The sequence below is a fragment of the Rhizobium laguerreae genome, from assembly GCF_019778565.1.
Classification (GTDB): Bacteria; Pseudomonadota; Alphaproteobacteria; order Rhizobiales; family Rhizobiaceae; genus Rhizobium; species Rhizobium laguerreae.
Genome location: NZ_JAAXQT010000009.1, coordinates 43,463 through 61,848, shown reverse-complemented (window position 1 = coordinate 61,848; position 18,386 = coordinate 43,463). Strand labels below are relative to the sequence as shown.

The window sequence follows — 18,386 nt, the reverse complement described above, 5'->3', positions numbered from 1 at the left end:
CGGATTAATGCCATGTGTTCAAGTTGGATTTGTTGCAGGCAACGACACTCGCCTGGCCACGATCGACAGTTTCCGTGGAGCAGTCCGAAAAGTCCATCGGTCGGAGGCTTTCGACGCTGATTGCTTTATCGCATCGTCGAGAGGTCAGTCGCCTATCGAGCCGCTGCCTCGTGGTACAGCTTCATCGCGTCTGACGCGGTTTCGCCATGCGTACCCTCCCTCGGAAGCAGGTTTACCGCCAATCGAACCACGGTGTCAGCAAGCCCGTCTTGCGCCGATAGGCTTCATATTCGGATGCCAGCGGTGATAGGGAGAACTTCCTCTCCTCATTGCGGGCTGCAATCACGTAGACAACCGTAAAAAATAAGACCGGCAGGATCGACCATATCGACCAAGATGCGAGCGCCCACCCCGACCAGAAGAGCAGGTAGGACGTGTAAAAAGGGTGCCGCAGGTAGCGATAGGGACCGTCGGTGACAAGACTATCTGGATGATCGAGGGTGAACACAAAGCGCAACCTGGCCTGTCGCGAGGCCGACACCGCCCACCAGAACAAGCCCGCCGACCCGATTTCAAATCCCAGTCCTACTACCTGTACCCATAGCATCTGGGTCCCGGACCAAACCAGGTACAGGAAAAACGCCGTCGTCGCGATGACGCCGACGGTGATCAGCTTTGCTCCGGCTTCCATCTTCGGTGAGTTGAAGTGGCCTCGCAACGACCACGCGTAGGACCCGACGATAGTCAGGCTGGTGATCGAAATAATGAAGTCCAGAAGAAATTGCATCTCGATGCCCGGCTTGAAAGGTTGGTTACAATTGCTGCTGCGACAGACCTAGCCCGTATACAACGCCTAGGCAAATGATTGATGTATGATACGCAACCGCACTGAAACGAGTCATGATTGCACGACCTGGTTTAGATCTGGTTTACGATGATCATGCACCGGCCGTAGATATTTTCGTGCAAGACTTCGGGCTGGGCTTTAGGGGTCGCAGCTTATGGACGTATTTCACTGTACAATCGACACCAGCCACGGCGCCGTGGGCATCAGTGACACTATCGATGGCGCTGCACCACTGGTTATGATACACGGTTCCGGCAGCTCACGGACGGTCTTTTCACGGCAACTACACAGCCATTTGTCCCGGAATTGGCGTCTGATTGCGCTCGATCTTCCGGGACATGGCGAATCGAGCGACGCTCGAGATCCGCAGTCAACTTATACCGTCACCGGTCTTGCCGACTGCATAGGAGAGGTGGCAGCCCGCCTGGGGCTTCATCGCTTTCCCGTGCTGGGATGGTCGCTTGGCGGTCACGTCGCGATTGAGATGGCGGGCAGCGGCAACAGCATTTCGGGCCTGATGTTGTGCGGCACGCCACCGGTCCCCAGCGGTCTCCTCGGAATGCTGCGGGGATTCCATCCATCATTTGATATTCTTCTGGCATCAAAAGAGAACTTTACATCGCGTGACGTGGAGCGGTTTCAGTCTCTTTGCTTTGGAGACACGAGCAACCCCTCCTTTCGCGACGCCATAGCGCGCGCAGACGGGAGACTAAGGAGCGTTTTTTCTCGCGCAATGTTGCGGGGGCAGGGGGTGGATCAGCGCCGCACCGTCGAACAGGCTGATATACCCATTGCTTTTGTGAATGGATTTCATGACCCCTTTGTCAAACTCAGCTATTTTTCGGGCCTGAACATCCAGTTGCTCTTCGAAGGCAAAGCGCATGTAATGGAAGGTGCTGGTCACGCGCCTTTCTGGGAAAAGCCGGAGAGCTTCAACTCGATGCTCGACCGGTTCCTGAACACAGTCGCCGCTCATGAAGCCAATATCGATCTGAAGAATCATCACTTTCTTTCGAACAGATCAGTGTTCTAAGAGCAATACGCGGAGCTGCGGTCTCCTGTGCTTACAGTTTCCGAAACATGTTGCGGGAAGATCGACGAGCGGCTCGAAAGACGACACAGGATCTTTCAGGGCAGGTAATCGGATCGGAATGCGAGGGATGTGGCTCGCCATTTGCCGCGGCCACGAGCTCGTACTGCAAACGACGTGGTTTCCATCGGTCGTAAAACAATATTTGACGTCTAAGTTCATTATCGACGGTCATGGTCGGGCAACCGCCATTGCCTTTCCCGCAGACCGATCCCGCCCTATCATTCAGAGGCGCCTGCATGAAATCCAGGGAGATGGGAGAGCGATGCAGAAACGTTTAGGCCTGTTAGCGGCAGGAGTCTTTCTCCTCCAGCCATGCTCCTTCGCCGCACAGGCACCGAATGCCCTGGAGAGGGCCATCGGAGATGCGCAGCCATGCAGGTCGTTGAAGACCAAGGTATCGAGCTTCGGTATCAGTGTGGAGGTAGGCGTCGACAAGCTCGATTCGGTGAAGATCGAAAACCTGCAATTGTCGGTCAATGGCAACACCGCGGAGGCGAGCGCCCGCGGCACGCTTGCTTGCAAGACCTCGGACGAAGCGCTGGTACAAGGAGGGTTTTCAGCGACCGCTGAGATTCGGCTGAAGGTCGACCTTACGACCTGCAAGATGACCGAGACCTCCATCGAGATCGTGAAGACCGGTGGCCGGTTCGGCGACATCGTCAAAGGACTTGAGACTGAAATCTCTGGCGCCCTCCGGCGAAGTCTGGAGAGGAACGTGGCCAAGCTTTGCGAGAAGTGATCAGCGGATCGACACCGTTAGACAGGAAGGGATCGAAGACTGCGTTGCAGAGGTGCCGCCGCCTCAGCGGAGCAACCCATCGCGACAGAACTCTTCCCAGCCGAGAGGTTTCGAACGTGACGCATCGTCGGGGTCGGCATCAAGTTTCGAAGGGGTCTTGGCCTTGGTCTTCAACGAACGCGTCAACTTCGCTTTCAAGGCTGCCCGTCGTCGTTTCTCGGCCGTCGCTTCAGCATCCTCTTCGCGCCAGACTGTCACCATGTCTCGGTCGAGGATGTCCTCCACCACGCGCGGGTCGAATACGTGGAAGGTAATCTTCCTCGCCCGCCCACGCAGCTTCACCGTGCGGGTTCCTGCACTGGGCAAGCGCCCGTCGCTGAGCCAGCGATGTCTCTCGGTAGTAGAGATCGTCAGGATATCCTGGATTTCACGGGGGATCACAGGCAGGCTTTCGATGTCTTCGAGCGCGTTGGAAACGACTGACGAAGCAGCACGGAACGCACTCTTAGCCGTTTCAGCCATCGCCAGTGTCAGAGCACCCGCCTCGATTTCGAGCGACTTTCTCACCGCCAAAGGCAGACGTGCGCGAATCTCCAGCAGAATCCCCTTCGCGCGAACGGATGATCCGAGCGTGGCTGCGGTCGATAGGGGCCACTCCTTGATCAGCTCCGCATCGTCGGTGGTTTTGGGTTTTGCCATGTACGAGTAGATGGGCCTTCCGCTCTGCAGCGTCAACGACTACGTCAGGACGGAAGGCATCATGTGATTACGCCCAGTCGCGGTACTCGGGCATCTGTTTGAACTCGTCCTTGGTCCAGCTCGTAACGGCATGAACGTCGCCGTCTTCATCGCGCATGACCGCGGAGCCGCCGGCGCCCGCGCCATGGATATGATCGACCTTGCCGACCTTGTGATCGTCGGCTCCATAGATGGCGGCACCTTCGAGGACGGCAGGCGTAAGTTCTGATGTCGTCAAGCGTACGTGGTTGGTGTGTTCCCTGATCGTTTCCTCTTTTGTGGAGGAGGGGTCCGCCCGTCCGGCGATGTGATCAGCTGGTTTTCGCGGCGTGCTGATATTGCCATTCGCAAAACTGCTCCAAATAACGGTTTGGTAAATCGCGTGCCATCATGCGTTGACAATCCTCTTTTGCTCAGGTCTACTGGTCCACTTACCGGACCAGTAGACCTGAGCGCGGGGAGGGGAAAAGCAATGGACGTTCGAGCGATGCTCGAAGACGAGGTTGCGGCGCTCGGTGGAGCGCCGAAGAAGTCGATGAAAGACTTCGTCGTCCAGAAGATTGCGACCTTCATTGCCACCGGCATTCTCAAGGTGGGCGATCCGCTGCCAAGCGAACGTGAACTCGCCTCCGCACTCTCGGTCAGCCGCGAGACCGTCCGTGGGGCGATCCTTATCCTTTCCACGCATGGGATTCTCTCGGTTGTGCACGGAACGCGCACGGTGGTGGCATCAGAGGACGTGGGCGAATTGGCCGTCCAGGCTGCGCGGTATCGCGACATCGCGGCCTACAGTCTCGACAATGTTCATGAGGCTCGGCTTCTTATCGAAGCACAGGTCGTCAGGGCTGCCGCGCTCAAGATGGAGCCTTCAACTTTTGATTATCTCCGCAAGTCGATCGCAGCGCAGGAGACCGCCTGTGACGATCCTGTGCGTTTTTTGATATGTGACCGGGAATTTCACACCGCCATCTACCGTTCCAGCGGCAACGCGGTGCTGGCTGATATGGCCGCCGACCTTTATTCCTATCTTCTGAGCCACCGAAGGCGCGTCGTATCGCAGCCCGGGAGTATCGCAACGAGCATCGCCGACCACCGGATGATCCTCGCCGGCTTGGAGACGCGGGATCCGGACGCCGCATGCGCGGCCTTCGCGATACACGAAACCCGCATTTATACGACCACCAAACTGCTCTTCTCGTAGTTCGCAGGGAGGCGAAACACGATGCATATTCTCATTATCGGGGCGGGAGGAATGATCGGCGGGAAGCTCGCCGCCACACTGGGGCGCAGCGGTTCCCTCGGCGCTCATGCAATCACGCGCATGACGCTCTCGGATGTCACGGCTCCGCTGGTGCCGGCCGGCGCCTCCGTGCCGGTCGAAGCACTGGCTGCCGATATTTCCGAAAGCGCCGCAGCGGAAGCCCTGGCGGCTCGCCGGGCCGACGTTATCTTCCATCTCGCCGCGATCGTTTCCGGCGAAGCCGAGCGCAATTTCGAACTCGGCTACCGGGTCAATCTCGACGGCACGCGATCGCTGTTGGAAGCGATCCGCCGGGAAGGAAGCCGCCAGGCCTATGTTCCCCGCTTCGTATTCTCCTCATCGATCGCGGTCTATGGCTCGCCGTTTCCCGATCCCATTCCCGACGATTACGTGCTGGCGCCTCTGACCAGCTACGGAGTCCAGAAGGCGATATCCGAGCTTCTACTTGCCGACTATTCGCGGCGCGGCTTTATCGACGGCGTCGGAATTCGGTTGCCGACCATCGTGATCCGGCCGGGTGCGCCGAACGCCGCCGCATCGGGCTTCTTTTCCGGAATCCTGCGTGAACCGCTCGCAGGCCAGCGGGCTGTTCTTCCGGTCGAAGAAACGGTCAAGCACTGGCTGGCAAGCCCGCGATCCGCCATCAACTTCCTGATCCATGCTGCGACGCTCGACACGGCGGCGCTGGGTGTTCGGCGCACGCTCACCATGCCAGGCGTCGCCGCCACCGTTGCCGACCAGATTGCCGCCTTGCGCCGTGCTGCCGGTCCCGAGGCGGCGGACTTGATCGATCACCGCCGCGACGAGGTCATTGAAGGGATCGTCGCCGGATGGCCGAAGTCCTTTACGCCCGAACGCGCGACGCAACTGGGTTTTTCCGCCGAAACCACGGTGGACGAGCTGATCGAGGTCTATCTCGCCGAAGACGCTCCGGGTGCGTCCGGATGAGATTGGGCTGGGCTAAAACCGCGCCATAGGAGGAGAGTACCGCCAGGGCACACCCGCATATGCGGGATTGCAACGGCAGAAGGACTTGAGAAGATAAGGCCGCCGGCAAGATATACGAAAATACGAAGACATAGCATGTAGCGCTCGATTTCTGGGAGGAGTGGGTATGGCAGGCGTTCAATTCGCGGATGTGCGGAAATCATTCGGGTCGTTTCCGGTGATCAAAGGCGTGGATATCGACATTGCCGACGGGGAGTTCGTGATCCTGGTCGGCCCGTCGGGTTGTGGAAAGTCCACTCTTCTGCGGATGCTGGCGGGACTTGAGAATATTTCCGGCGGTGAGATCAAGATCGGCGGGCGCGTGGTCAACACGCTGCCGCCCAAGGACCGCGACATCGCCATGGTGTTCCAGAACTATGCGCTCTATCCGCATATGACGGTACAGGAGAACATGGGTTTCTCGCTGATGCTGAACAAGGCGCCGAAGGCGGAAGCCGAGAAGCGGGTGAAATATGCCGCCGGCATCCTCGGTCTCGACAAATTGCTCGACCGTTATCCGCGCCAGCTTTCCGGCGGCCAGCGCCAGCGTGTCGCCATGGGCCGCGCCATCGTCCGCGATCCGGAAGTCTTCCTATTCGACGAACCGTTGTCCAACCTCGATGCGAAACTGCGCGTTGCCATGCGCGCCGAAATCAAGGAACTGCACCAGCGGCTGAAAACGACGACGGTCTACGTCACCCACGACCAGATCGAGGCCATGACCATGGCCGACAAGATCGTGGTCATGCATGACGGCGTCGTCGAGCAGATCGGCACGCCGCTCGAGCTTTACGACAAGCCGGCCAATCTCTTCGTTGGCGGGTTCATCGGCTCGCCGGCGATGAACATGATCAAGGGTAGGCTCGACCCCGAAAACCCTAAAAGTTTCAAGGCGCCGGACGGCACGGCGCTCCCGGTTTCCAATCCGCCTGCCGACGCCCTGGGCCGCGACCTCGTCTATGGGCTGCGCCCGGAATACATCCTGCTCGATGCCGATGGCCTGCCCGGCGAAATCGTGGTGATCGAGCCGACCGGCTACGAGACGCATCTTATCCTCAGGCTCGGCGGCAGCGACCTCAGCTGCGTCTTCCGCGAACGCGTCAGCGCGCGGCCGGGCGAGACCCTGCGCGTTGCGATCGACGCCGCGCATGTTCATCTCTTCGATGCCGAGAGCGGCCGGAGATTGACCAACTGACGCCGTCCGGCGGCTGCGCGGGGCGGAGGAGCCCCCGTCGCCCGCAAGCCGGCAGCACCCCGTTTTAGGGATTCAAGGACCGTCGTTCACAATGCGGGAGGTGAACGTCGGGGAGTTCGCACCCGCTTTTCTGAAGAGGAGGAATATCATGAGTTTTAAGAGACGTGACTTTCTTGCCGCCTCGGCTGCCGTTGCCGGCGCCGCCGGCCTAGGCATCCGGCCGACCTTCGCGCAGGCCGAACCGACCTATACACCGGAAAGCGGCGCCAGCCTGCGGCTGTTGCGCTGGACACCCTTCGTCAAGGGCGATGAGGAGGCCTGGATTGCAAACACCAAGAAATTCACAGACGCGACCGGCGTAGATGTGCGCATCGACAAGGAAAGCTGGGAAGATATCCGCCCAAAGGCTGCCGTCGCGGCCAATGTCGGTTCCGGCCCGGACCTCATCATGTGCTGGTTCGACGACGCTCACCAGTATCCCGACAAGCTGGTCGACCTGACCGAGCTCGCCAACTATCTCGGCAACAAATATGGCGGCTGGTATGATGGTGTGAAGGGCTATGCGGCGCGCGGCGACACATTCATCGCCATGCCGCTGGCCGCAATCGGCAATGCGGTGGTCTATCGCGACACTCACGTGAAGGCGGCCGGCTTCAGCGAATTCCCGAAAGACACGGCAGGCTTGCTTGAGCTTTGCAAGGCGATGAAAGCCAAGGGCACGCCGGCAGGCTTCCCGCACGGCAAGGCCGTTGGCGACGGCAACAACTACGCCCATTGGCTGCTTTGGAGCCACGGCGGCAAGATGGTCGACGAAGGCGGCAAGGTAACGATCAACAGCCCGGAAACGCTGGCTTCGATCAACTATGCCAAGGAGCTCTATGCGACCTTCATTCCAGGCACGGAAAGCTGGCAGGACGTCAACAACAACCGTGCCTTCCTCGCCGGCCAGGTTTCGCTGATCGCCAACGGCGTCTCGGTTTATTACACAGCCAAGAACGACCCGAAGCTCGCCGAGATCGCCAAGGACATCCGCACGACGAATTTCCCGGTCGGCCCGGTTGGCCAGAGCGTCGAGCTTTTCCAGACGAGCTCACTGCTTCTCTTCAAGCACACCAAATATCCGGAAGCGGCGAAGGCCTACATCAAGTTCATGATGGAAGCCGACCAGATGAATGCCTGGATCCAGGGCTCCAGCGCCTATTGCTGCCAGCCGCTCAAGGCTTTCGCCCAGAACCCGATCTGGACATCCGATCCGATCCACGCGCCTTATGCGCGCGCCTCGGAAAAATTGCGCCCGAACGGCTATGGCGGCCCACTCGGTTATGCCTCGGCAGCGACCATGGCCGACTACGTTCTGGTCGACATGTATGCGGCCGCCGTCACCGGCCAGATGTCGCCCGAAGATGCGATGAAGGAAGCTGAACGCCGGGCAAACCGCTACTATCGCGTCTGAGGCGCGCTTCAAAGCAAGCGGCATGCCGGCTTCGGCATGCCGCTAGCACTCTGCGAGTTCAAAACGTAATCTGGAGATAAGCAATGTCGATGGTGAATCCGGAGGATAGACGCGGGCCGATCTCTTCGCTCCTGCAGAACAACAACGTGCTCGGCTTCCTGTTCATGCTGCCGGCGGCGGTGTTCCTCGTCTGCTTTCTCACCTATCCGCTGGGGCTCGGCGTCTGGCTCGGCTTCACCGATACGAGGATCGGCCGCGACGGCATCTTCATCGGGCTGGAGAACTACCAGTTCCTGATGGACGACGGCGTCTTCTGGCTGTCGGTCTTCAACACCATTCTCTATACCTCCGTTGCCTCGGTGCTGAAATTCGCGCTCGGCCTCTGGCTGGCGATGCTGCTCAATCAGCACCTGCCGTTCAAATCCTTCTTCCGGGCCATCGTGCTGCTTCCCTGGGTCGTGCCGACGGTGCTTTCGGCCCTGGCCTTCTGGTGGATCTACGATTCCCAATTTTCGATCATCTCCTGGTCGCTGATGCAGCTGGGACTGATCAGCGGGCCGATCAACTTTCTCGGGGACCCCATAAATGCGCGCATATCCGTCATCGTCGCCAATGTCTGGCGCGGCATTCCCTTCGTGGCGATCTCGCTGCTTGCGGGGCTGCAGACGATTCCGGCGTCGCTGCAGGAGGCCGCCTCGCTCGATGGCGCCACGAGCTGGCAGCGTTTCCGCTATGTGACGCTGCCGATGTTGACGCCGATCATCGCCGTGGTGATGACTTTCTCGGTGCTCTTCACCTTTACGGATTTCCAGCTCATCTACGTGCTGACCAAGGGTGGACCCGTCAACGCGACGCATCTGATGGCGACGCTATCCTTCCAGCGCGGCATTCCAGGCGGTCAGCTCGGCGAGGGTGCGGCCATCGCGGTCGCCATGGTGCCCTTCCTGCTCGGCGCCATCATGTTCAGCTTCTTCGGGCTGCAACGGCGCAAATGGCAACAGGGCGGCCAGGATTAAGGCCAGGGTTAGAGCCAAATTGGGGTTAGGGAGAGTGACGATGTCGATAAATTCAAACGCCGCCGATCAGGTCGTGACCGACAATGCCGAAGGTATGAGCTATCTGAACCGCCTGCCGCGGCGGATCGTGATGCTCTACCTGCCGATGGCGGTCTTCGTCGTCGTGCTGCTCTTCCCGTTCTACTGGATGGCGATCACCGCGGTGAAGCCGAACGATCAGCTGACCGACTATAACAACTACAGCCCCTTTTGGGTCGTGGGGGCGACGCTCGATCACATCAAATACCTGTTCTTTGAGACATCCTATCCGGGCTGGCTGTGGAACACGATGCTGGTGGCGGTCTGCTCCACCTTCCTCTCGTTGGTGGCGTCAGTCTTCGGCGCCTATGCGATCGAGCGCGTCCGCTTCACCGGCTCGCGTTCGGTCGGCCTCGTCATTTTCCTCGCCTATCTCGTGCCGCCGTCGATCCTCTTCATCCCGCTTGCCTTCATCGTCTTCAAGCTCGGGATCTATGACTCGCGGCTGGCGCTGATCTTCACCTATCCGACCTTCCTCATTCCCTTCTGCACCTGGCTGCTGATGGGCTATTTCCGCTCGATTCCATTCGAGCTGGAGGAAAGCGCGCTGGTGGACGGCGCCAACAGGTGGCAGATTCTCACCAAGATCATTCTGCCGCTCGCAGTACCCGGGCTGATTTCAGCTGGCATTTTCGCCTTCACGCTGTCCTGGAACGAATTCATCTATGCGCTGACTTTCATCCAGTCGTCGGAAAACAAAACCATTCCTGTGGGCGTACTGACCGAACTGGTGCGCGGCGACGTCTTCGAATGGGGGGCACTGATGGCGGGCGCATTGTTCGGCTCGCTTCCGGTGGTCATCCTCTACTCGTTCTTCGTGGACTACTACGTCTCATCGATGACCGGGGCGGTGAAGGAGTGACATTCTACCCCGGACACGCCCTTGCTTCCTGCAGCATGCGACTGCTTGTTATTGCAGGAGGCGTGTCCGCGAAAATGGGATCACGTGCCTTCCCATCATGTATCGAAACCTCGTCTTGCCGAGATCGAATAATTGTAAACTGTCGCGTAGCTCGTCGATACGAGCAGCGGAAATGCGATGGTCTTGAGTATTTCCGGTGTGCCGGTCGCCGCATGGATTGCCACGAGAATGCTGGCTGAGCCGAGACAAGCAATGAGAGGCGGCGCCCAAAATCGTACCGATCCGACGAAGCGCTTGGAAAGCCAGTCAATCACAGATTTCAGGAAAAGCGTCAGGCAGGCGGATATCGTACCCTGCACAAGCCCGGCATAGAGCGGCAATGGCATGGCGTGCGCCCGATTGGCGAAGACCGCCCAGCTGCCCATTACCAAAGAGGCGAAGAGAACATGGACAAGGCCGCTGCGGAGAAGCCGGTGCAGTGCATTCGGCATCACAACGACCACCCGTGGCGGACAAGATGGTGCAACAGGGTCAGAGCCTGTTCTTCATCGCGGCGCGCAAAATGTCGTTGATCCGATCCTGCCAGCCAGGGCCATCTTCCTGGAAATAGGCAAGCACATCACTGTCGATCTTGAGCGAAACAAGCTCCTTTGTATTCGGCAGCGCCGGCCGCTCAACAGCTTGTTTCGGCTTCTTCTTCGCGGGATTGAACAACGCTTCGGCAGCATCCATTGGATTGACAGGTCTGCGGGGCGAGTTTGCCATCGTTATGACTTTCTATTGCCTGTCGGATCGACATATGAGCGGCATACGGGATCTCGGCTGCTTCGTCGACTATTTAGCTCGTTTCATCAGGGCGATCTAGCCGACCTGCTCGACCGCCGGTCTGCGGGAGCCATTGCCGGCAGGTTCTGGATGCCAGACCTGCCGACAATCTGGGCGTCAATCAGCCTTTTTGCGATACAGCAATGTCATGAGTGCGAGGACGCATCCCAAGACTCCGACGGATGCAAAGATGTAGAAGTTCCACTGCGGAGCCAGGCCTGCACCCAGAACCGCACCGCCGATGGCCGGTCCTATCATGCCTCCGATACGGCCGATGCCGAGCGAGAAACCAAGGCCGGTTCCGCGGATCTCGACCGGATAGAGGTTTCCAACGAGAACGTTGGCGAGGATCTGCGTACCGATCGTTCCCGTACCGGCAAGTGCGACGAGACCATAAACCTGGAGGCCCTGATCCACCTGCGTCAGCAACCAGATCGAGCAGGCACCGAGAAGAAACATCCCAGCCACGACTATTTTGACATTTCCGCGGTCGGCAATCCTTGCGCCGATCAGGAGGCCGACGGCCGCTCCGAGATTGAGCGTTACGGAGAAGAGGAGGGCAGAACCGAGGTCATAGCCCATCTTGTTCATGATGGTCGGAAGCCAGTTGACCATGCCGAATGTGAGCAGAAGCGAACAGAAGTGAATGCCCCATGCGTTCAATGTCGGCAGCAGGCGACCTTCGGAAAACAGCGACCGGATGCCCACTTGTCGAAACGCAGCAGGCCTGGCTATAGGATTGGGCAGCCCGTACTGGTTTGCAATCTGGTTCGCTTCGGTCTGGCGGTTCTTCGTTGCCAGCCATTCGGGGGACTCGGGGATGAGACGGATGAAGAAAGGCAGAAGCAGGATCGGTGCACCGCCGATAATCATCAGTGGACGCCATCCGTATTTCTGTATCAGCAGCATTCCGAGGATACCCGAGATGATGCCGCCGGCCAGGTAACCCAGAAGAGCAATCGAATAGGCCATTGCCTTCCGTTTCGGCGGAGAAAACTCGATGATTAGAGCGGTTACCGTCGGAAAAAGAGCTCCAAGGCCCAGGCCGGCGAGAAAACGTGTTCCCTCGAAAGCGATAAAGTTCGGCGCAAGACCGCTGCCGATCATCATCACGGAAAAGCTCAGCAGACTGCCGATGATGACCTTGCGACGACCTATCCTGTCAGCAAGTGTTCCGGCAACGAGAGCGCCCAGCAGCATACCGAATAGGGTGATGGAGGCAGCCCGTCCGACCATGCCCGGCGTCAGGCCCCAACTGGCTTCACCGAGCAAAGCCGGCGCGACTGCGCCGTAAACGATCAGGTCATAGCCGTCGAACAGGATCAGCAGACCGCAAAGGGCGATGATGATATTCGGGCTGCGAACGCGTTCGTTGATAATAGCGAGATCTTGTATGGCCAATGTTCCCTCCCCATACATTTGCGTACAGGAAGTACGCTCCTGCCAGCGGCAGGTCCGCGTCGATCCGTGTACAAATCCTCCTGGATCGTTGCCGGCGTGGTTCCTCCCAGCGCCAGACTCACCCGCAAACGGGCTATGTCAAGACAACGATGACACGCTATTAAATACTTGCGAATAAAATATTTGCAACTGCAAACTTTTCAGCTCGCAACTTTTCCCTTTCCGGACATTGCCGGCAGGTTGCTGTGCATGCGGCGCAGCGCCTTCTTCAGTGCTGCGACCTCCTCGTCCGACATGTCCTGAACCGCGGTGCGTTCAAGCTCGACGGCAAGCGGCATGAGCCTTTCGGTCAGCGCCTCGCCCTGCGGGGTCAGCCTTACGATGACGATACGGCCATTATCTTCCGGACGTGTTCTCGACACCAGCTTCCGCTTGGTCAGTGTGCCGACGAGGCGCGACAGCGTCGAAATCTCGACGGAGACGACGTCGGCGAGATCTCCAAGGGTGCTCTCCCGGCGCTCCTTGAGCATGGCCAGAACGCGGTACATCGCCACGCTGAGATTGTCTTCGGCGATTCTCTGCGCGAATACCTCGGCTATCCGCACGCCGGCGCGATTGAGAAGATAAGGAACGGAATCGGTAAGTTTGTACATGTCTCTGTCTGCTGGCGGGATTTCGCTTGCTGAGGGCTCTCTCCGACATGCACCTAAATGACCGGAAAGACAACACGATTGGCTTTCAGCCGTCGAGAAAGGTCGAGTAAGGCCAGCATTTTCCCGCTCAATTTATAAACTTGCATTGACAATAGTTGCAAATGCAATAATCTAGATGCCGAGGAGACACGGGAGGAAATCATGTCTGCCACTGCTGCCCTCGGCATAGCGCCGGACCCCGCACCGATCAGCGATGCGTTTCGATCGACCATGCGCCGTTTCCCGGCGACGGTGACAGTCATTTCTGCTTGTCGCAACGGCGCGGATCATGGAATGACGGCGACCGCCGTCACATCACTTTCGATGGATCCGCCATCTCTCATCATCTGCCTGAACAATCGCACCTACCTGCATGACATGCTGCTTGAGGTGCCGGAATTCGCAGTCAGCATTCTGACCGACAGGCAGGCAGCCGTATCGGAAGGTTTCAGCGGCAAGATCGCGCCTGAGCGTCGGTTCGACGCTGCCGATTGGGTTCGCCATGAGCGCGGCATGATGGTGCTGAACACCGCTCATGCCTCGGTTGTCTGCCGCCGCATGGGCGCAGTTCCCTATGGAACGCACACGATCTTCATCGGGCAGGTGGTGGATACACGCCATTCCGAAAACACGATCGCGCTGATGTACGAAAATTCGAAATATTGCGCGCCGCAGCACGCGCTTCCTGCATCCCAGAACTGAAGGTAGTCCCATGAACAATACAGCCGCCCTGTTTCCCGCCTCGGCGCGGGTCAAGACCGCATGTCTTGCAGATCGCATCGCCCCGGTGCTGGACGAAATCCGTGCCGGCGCGCGCGATACGGAAAAATCCGGCCGTGTGCCGGTCCGCTCTATCGATCTGCTGCGCTCCGCCGGCTATTTCGATGTCGTCAAGCCGGCCCGTTTCGGCGGCGACGAAGGATCCTTTGCCGAGCTTGTCGATGCAAATATCGAGCTATCGTCGGCCTGCGCCTCCACCGGCTGGGTTGCCGGCCTCCTTTCCGCGCATCAATGGCTGCTTGCCATGTTCGATGAAAGGGTTCAGCAGGACGTGTGGGGCAGCAATCCGGATGCGCTGCTCTGCGGTTCCTACGCGCCGGTCCGCATGGCGGAACGCGTCGAGGGTGGTTTCCGGCTATCCGGCGATTGGGCCTTTGCGAGCGGATGCGAAAATGCCCAATGGGCGCTCTGTGCGGCGATCATTCCGCCAAACGGCGAGGGGGAGCGTCCTGTACCGGCGTTTCTTCTGGTTCCCGCCAGCGACTATACCATCGCCGAGACCTGGGACGTCGTCGGCCTCGCAGGCACCGGCTCAAAAAGCCTGATCCTTAAGGATGTCTTCGTTCCCGAATACCGCATATTGAGCTTTCCGGATGCGACCTCCGGCAGAACGCCGGGCGGACGTGGCTACAAGGGTATCGGGCTTTTCAACATTCCGCTCCTCATGGGAGTTCCGTTCTGCCTCGGCAGCGCCGCCGTCGGTGCGGCCAAGGGCGCACTGGATAGCTATATCGACCAGATCGGGACCCGTGTGACACGTGGTGCAGTGGCCGGTGGCAACAACAAGATCGCGGAGTTTCCGACGATCCAGCTTCGCGTGGCGGAAGCCTCCGCATCGGTGGATGCCGCCCGCGAAATCATTCTGCGCGATATTGCCCGGGCGCAGCAACTGGCCCAGGCCCGCGAGGATGGCACCGGCGAGATCACCGAGGAAGATCGGATTCTTGCCCGCCGCAGCCAGTCCTTTGCGGTCAGCCTGGCCCTTCGGGCGGTCGAAGCACTCAATGCATCGACAGGCGGCCTCGGCCTCCAGATGTCCAACCCCGTCCAGCGGGCGTGGCGCGATGCAAATGCCGTCGGGCGCCACATTTCCATGAACTGGGATGCCGTCGGCACCATGGCCGGCCAGCAACTGCTCGGTCTTCCGCCCAAGGGACAATTCTGATCCGCCATCCTCAGCATTTCGATTTAAGACAGGAAAGAGAACATATCGTGCAAGGCAAGATCGCGCTTGAAGAACATTTCGCCATTCCCGAGACGCTGCAGGATTCTGCCGGATTCGTGCCGGGCGACTACTGGACGGAACTATCCGCCCGTCTCCTAGATATCCAGGAAAAGCGTTTGCGGCTGATGGATGCCCACGGCATCGAGAAGATGATCCTGTCGCTGAACGCTCCGGCCGTGCAGGCGATCCCGGACAAGGCAAAGGCGCTGGAGATTTCCCGACGCGCCAACGACTTCCTGGCGGAGCAATGCGTCAAGAACCCGAACCGTTTTCTGGGATTTGCAGCATTGCCCCTGCAGGATCCGGATGCCGCAGCGCAGGAATTGCAGCGCTGCATGACGACGCTGGGTTTTGTCGGCGCGCTAGTCAATGGCTTCTCGCAGGAAGGCGACGGAACGACGCCGCTCTACTACGACCTGCCGCAATACCGCCCGTTCTGGGCCGAAGTCGAAAAGCTCAACGTTCCTTTCTATCTGCATCCGCGCAACCCGCTGCCGCAGGATAGCCGGATCTATGCCGGCCATTCCTGGCTGATGGGGCCGACCTGGGCGTTCGCGCAGGAGACCGCTGTTCATGCGCTGCGCCTGATGGGGTCCGGCCTGTTTGATGAACATCCGGCCTTGCGGATCATCGTTGGCCACATGGGCGAGGGACTGCCATACATGATGTGGCGCATCGACAACCGGAATGCGTGGGTCAAGGTGGAAAAGAGCTATCCGGCCAAACGCCCGATTGCTGATTATTTCAACGAAAATTTCTACATCACGACGTCGGGGAACTTCCGCACCCAATCGCTTATCGATGCTATGCTGGAAATCGGCGCGGACCGAATTCTGTTCTCGACAGATTGGCCATTCGAGAACGTCGACCATGCTGCAAACTGGTTCGACAGCACGACCATCTCCGAAGCCGACCGTCTGAAGATCGGTCGCACCAACGCGGTTTCACTCTTCAAACTCGATCGATAGCATGGTTGTACCTTTCAGATACACGGCCAGCGCGGCCCAGGTGATATTCGGGAGCGGCTCGTTGAACCGTCTCGCCGAGGCGATTGCAGGGCAGGGCGGCAAACGCGCCCTGATCCTTTCGACCCCGCACCAGAAAGCGGAGGCTGAACGGATCGCCGCTTCCCTCGGCCCGCTTGCGGCTGGACTATTCCACGATGCGACGATGCATACGCCGGTCGATGTGACCGAGCGCGCGATGGCGGCCTATAACGCAGCCGGTGCCGATTGCGTCGTCGCGATCGGCGGCGGATCGACGATCGGTCTCGGCAAGGCAATCGCCTATCGCAACGACGCGCTGCAAATCGTGGTGGCGACGACCTATGCGGGGTCGGAGGTAACACCAATCCTCGGTCAGACAGAGAACGGGCAGAAGACGACGGTCCGCGGGGCCGGCATCCTGCCTGAAGTGGTGATCTACGATCCTGAATTGACACTGGGATTGCCGGTCAACATCAGCGTCAGCAGCGGGCTCAATGCGATGGCGCATGCGGTCGAAGGTCTCTACGCGCAGGATCGCAACCCCATTTCGTCGATGATGGCGGTCGAGGGCTTGCGCGCGCTGAAGCAGGCTTTGCCTCAAATCGTCAATGCACCTGGGGACATCGAGCCGCGAAGCGAAGCGCTGTACGGTTCCTGGCTGTGCGGCACGGTGCTCGGAGCGGTTGGCATGGCCCTGCATCACAAGCTTTGCCATACGCTGGGCGGTAGCTTCGACCTGCCGCATGCCGAAACCCATGCGGTCATTCTTCCCCATTCTTCTGCCTACAATGCCGCAGCCGCGACGGATGCGCTAAAGCCCGCTGCCGATCTTTTTGGCGGCTCGCTGGGCGGCGGTCTTTATGATTTTGCCGCTTCGATCGGCGCGCCCATGGCGCTGCGGGATCTGGGTATGAAGGAAGCCGATCTGGATCATGCGGCGGAACTCGCCGCCCGGAATCCCTACTGGAACCCGCGCCCGATCGAACGGAAAGCGATCCGGGCTTTGTTGCAGAGCGCCTGGGAGGGCGCGCGGCCGCGTTAATGCTTTAGGAGGATGGCGACGTGACTGAATATTTCACCGAAGAGAGATCCGTGGAAGCCGTCAACTCGCGGATGGGGCAGGGCGTTGATCCGCGCCTTGCCGAAGTCATGGAGTCGCTCGTCAAGCACCTGCATGCCTTTGCCAAGGATATCAGCCTGACCCAGGAGGAATGGGAGCTGGCAATACACTTCCTGACCCGTACCGGCCATCTCTGTCATGATGAGCGACAGGAGTTCATCCTGCTCAGCGATACGTTGGGTTTGTCGATGTTGGTGGATGCGATCAACAATCGGCATCCGCCAGGCGCCACGGAAAATACGGTGTTTGGACCATTCCATGTCGAAGGGGCGCCCGTACGGCAGATGGGTGAAAAGATCTCGCTCGACGGCAAGGGCGAGAGTTGTCTCTTCATCGGCCGGGTGCTGGATCTTGACGGCAATCCGGTCGAGGGAGCCCGGATCGATGTATGGTCGGATAATTCCGATGGCTTCTACGACGTCCAGCAGCCGGATATCCAGCCGAAGTGGAACAACCGTGGCATTTTCGTCACCGGCGCAGATGGCGTCTATAGCTTCGTTGGCATAAAGCCGGTTTCCTATCCGATCCCGGATGACGGCCCGGTCGGCCAGATGTTGGCGTCCCTCGGCCGCCATCCCTACCGTCCAGCCCATACCCATTACCTGATTACGGCTTCAGGTTATCAGAAGCTCGTCACCCACACGTTTGTCGGCGACGATCCTTATCTGGAATCCGATACGGTGTTTGGCGTTAAAAACAGCCTGGTCGCGCCTTTCGAGCGTGTCGATCACCCGACGGTCTGGCGCTCCGATTTCGACTTCGTGCTGACGCCGGTGGAGAATAGACAATGATCGTCGCCCGCTACGCGGTATCCGACCCCTGCAAGGCTGCCGAACGCTCGCGATTGCTCGATGAGCACAAGGCCTATCTGCATGGCGCGCCGATCCGCATCCTGCTGTCCGGACCTTCTGCACCGCCGTCGGAGGGCAAGGGTTCCACCGCAATCGTGATCGCGCAAGTCGAAACGCTCGCCGAGTTCGGGGCGTTCAGCGCAGGAGACCCCTTCGTCCGCTCCGGCATTTACGCGAGCGTCGATATATTCGAATGGCGGCCCAGTTTTGGGCTTCTTCTCGAGAACCTCTGATCGG

At 59.3% G+C, this 18,386-nt stretch carries 21 protein-coding genes; 14 read left to right on the top strand and 7 right to left on the bottom strand.

All coding sequences use genetic code 11. From position 1 onward, the window contains the following. Window positions 1-232: 232 nt before the first annotated feature. Entirely contained in the window at window positions 233-787 is a 555-nt protein-coding gene (locus HFO71_RS25215; RefSeq protein WP_131641142.1) for a methyltransferase family protein, read from the bottom strand. Window positions 788-1,001: 214 nt separating this feature from the next. Here HFO71_RS25215 and HFO71_RS25210 point away from each other — a divergent pair, with 214 nt between their 5' ends. Beyond that, a complete protein-coding gene (locus HFO71_RS25210; protein ID WP_077980689.1) occupies window positions 1,002-1,880 on the top strand; it encodes an alpha/beta fold hydrolase in 879 nt (292 codons plus the stop codon). A gap of 322 nt (window positions 1,881-2,202) precedes the next feature. After that, on the top strand, window positions 2,203-2,679 hold the full coding sequence (locus HFO71_RS25205; protein WP_221984978.1) for an LBP/BPI/CETP family protein: 477 nt from the start codon (window positions 2,203-2,205) through the stop codon (window positions 2,677-2,679). 63 nt (window positions 2,680-2,742) lie between these two features. Here the strand turns inward: HFO71_RS25205 and HFO71_RS25200 are convergent, their stop codons facing one another. After that, window positions 2,743-3,378 (bottom strand): hypothetical protein, encoded by a 636-nt coding sequence (locus tag HFO71_RS25200; protein WP_131641144.1) that lies wholly within the window; start codon window positions 3,376-3,378, stop codon window positions 2,743-2,745. Between the two features lie 67 nt (window positions 3,379-3,445). Next, complete coding sequence (locus HFO71_RS25195) at window positions 3,446-3,682, bottom strand: PRC-barrel domain containing protein (RefSeq protein ID WP_168259365.1); 237 nt, start codon at window positions 3,680-3,682, stop codon at window positions 3,446-3,448. A 207-nt stretch (window positions 3,683-3,889) separates the two neighbouring features. Here HFO71_RS25195 and HFO71_RS25190 point away from each other — a divergent pair, with 207 nt between their 5' ends. The 6 genes from HFO71_RS25190 (at window position 3,890) to HFO71_RS25165 (ending at window position 10,269) form a co-directional block, all read left to right on the top strand. Then, a complete protein-coding gene (locus HFO71_RS25190) occupies window positions 3,890-4,618 on the top strand; it encodes a FadR/GntR family transcriptional regulator (protein WP_221976714.1) in 729 nt (242 codons plus the stop codon). 21 nt (window positions 4,619-4,639) lie between these two features. Continuing rightward, window positions 4,640-5,626 carry a D-erythronate dehydrogenase gene (denD, locus tag HFO71_RS25185; protein ID WP_221984950.1) on the top strand — a complete coding sequence of 329 codons (987 nt, stop codon included), beginning with the start codon at window positions 4,640-4,642 and terminating at the stop codon, window positions 5,624-5,626. A 166-nt stretch (window positions 5,627-5,792) separates the two neighbouring features. After that, the gene (locus HFO71_RS25180; protein WP_131641147.1) at window positions 5,793-6,860 is read left to right on the top strand and encodes an ABC transporter ATP-binding protein; all 1,068 of its coding nucleotides are present in this window, start codon (window positions 5,793-5,795) and stop codon (window positions 6,858-6,860) included. A 148-nt stretch (window positions 6,861-7,008) separates the two neighbouring features. Further along, window positions 7,009-8,313 carry an ABC transporter substrate-binding protein gene (locus tag HFO71_RS25175; RefSeq protein WP_077980695.1) on the top strand — a complete coding sequence of 435 codons (1,305 nt, stop codon included), beginning with the start codon at window positions 7,009-7,011 and terminating at the stop codon, window positions 8,311-8,313. Between the two features lie 83 nt (window positions 8,314-8,396). Beyond that, on the top strand, window positions 8,397-9,329 hold the full coding sequence (locus HFO71_RS25170; protein WP_017956497.1) for a carbohydrate ABC transporter permease: 933 nt from the start codon (window positions 8,397-8,399) through the stop codon (window positions 9,327-9,329). A 40-nt stretch (window positions 9,330-9,369) separates the two neighbouring features. After that, entirely contained in the window at window positions 9,370-10,269 is a 900-nt protein-coding gene (locus tag HFO71_RS25165) for a carbohydrate ABC transporter permease (protein ID WP_077980696.1), read from the top strand. A 95-nt stretch (window positions 10,270-10,364) separates the two neighbouring features. Here HFO71_RS25165 and HFO71_RS25160 read toward each other — a convergent pair whose 3' ends face one another. From HFO71_RS25160 to HFO71_RS25145, 4 genes are all read right to left on the bottom strand, one after another. Then, window positions 10,365-10,760 carry a hypothetical protein gene (locus HFO71_RS25160; protein WP_131661231.1) on the bottom strand — a complete coding sequence of 132 codons (396 nt, stop codon included), beginning with the start codon at window positions 10,758-10,760 and terminating at the stop codon, window positions 10,365-10,367. A gap of 40 nt (window positions 10,761-10,800) precedes the next feature. Then, on the bottom strand, window positions 10,801-11,034 hold the full coding sequence (locus tag HFO71_RS25155) for a BrnA antitoxin family protein (protein ID WP_077980698.1): 234 nt from the start codon (window positions 11,032-11,034) through the stop codon (window positions 10,801-10,803). Window positions 11,035-11,211: 177 nt separating this feature from the next. Beyond that, window positions 11,212-12,513, bottom strand: coding sequence for an MFS transporter (locus tag HFO71_RS25150; RefSeq protein ID WP_221988560.1), 1,302 nt, complete (start codon window positions 12,511-12,513; stop codon window positions 11,212-11,214). A gap of 182 nt (window positions 12,514-12,695) precedes the next feature. Next, window positions 12,696-13,148: a MarR family winged helix-turn-helix transcriptional regulator gene (locus HFO71_RS25145; protein ID WP_077980700.1), complete on the bottom strand. Its 453-nt coding sequence runs from the start codon at window positions 13,146-13,148 to the stop codon at window positions 12,696-12,698. A gap of 201 nt (window positions 13,149-13,349) precedes the next feature. Between HFO71_RS25145 and HFO71_RS25140 the strand changes: the two genes are divergently transcribed. Genes HFO71_RS25140 through HFO71_RS25115 form a run of 6 tightly spaced genes read left to right on the top strand, consistent with a single transcriptional unit; the run spans window position 13,350 to window position 18,382 of the window. After that, window positions 13,350-13,889, top strand: coding sequence for a flavin reductase family protein (locus HFO71_RS25140; RefSeq protein WP_077980701.1), 540 nt, complete (start codon window positions 13,350-13,352; stop codon window positions 13,887-13,889). 10 nt (window positions 13,890-13,899) lie between these two features. After that, window positions 13,900-15,132: a flavin-dependent monooxygenase gene (locus HFO71_RS25135; protein WP_131663492.1), complete on the top strand. Its 1,233-nt coding sequence runs from the start codon at window positions 13,900-13,902 to the stop codon at window positions 15,130-15,132. A 47-nt stretch (window positions 15,133-15,179) separates the two neighbouring features. Continuing rightward, window positions 15,180-16,160 carry a gamma-resorcylate decarboxylase gene (gene tsdA, locus HFO71_RS25130; protein WP_132611508.1) on the top strand — a complete coding sequence of 327 codons (981 nt, stop codon included), beginning with the start codon at window positions 15,180-15,182 and terminating at the stop codon, window positions 16,158-16,160. 1 nt (window position 16,161) lies between these two features. Next, window positions 16,162-17,220: a maleylacetate reductase gene (locus tag HFO71_RS25125; protein WP_077980704.1), complete on the top strand. Its 1,059-nt coding sequence runs from the start codon at window positions 16,162-16,164 to the stop codon at window positions 17,218-17,220. 20 nt (window positions 17,221-17,240) lie between these two features. Beyond that, entirely contained in the window at window positions 17,241-18,089 is an 849-nt protein-coding gene (locus HFO71_RS25120; RefSeq protein ID WP_221988559.1) for a dioxygenase family protein, read from the top strand. Further along, a complete protein-coding gene (locus HFO71_RS25115) occupies window positions 18,086-18,382 on the top strand; it encodes a YciI family protein (protein ID WP_131641152.1) in 297 nt (98 codons plus the stop codon). Before HFO71_RS25120 ends, HFO71_RS25115 begins: the two co-directional genes overlap by 4 nt. The last annotated feature ends 4 nt before the right edge of the window (window positions 18,383-18,386 follow it).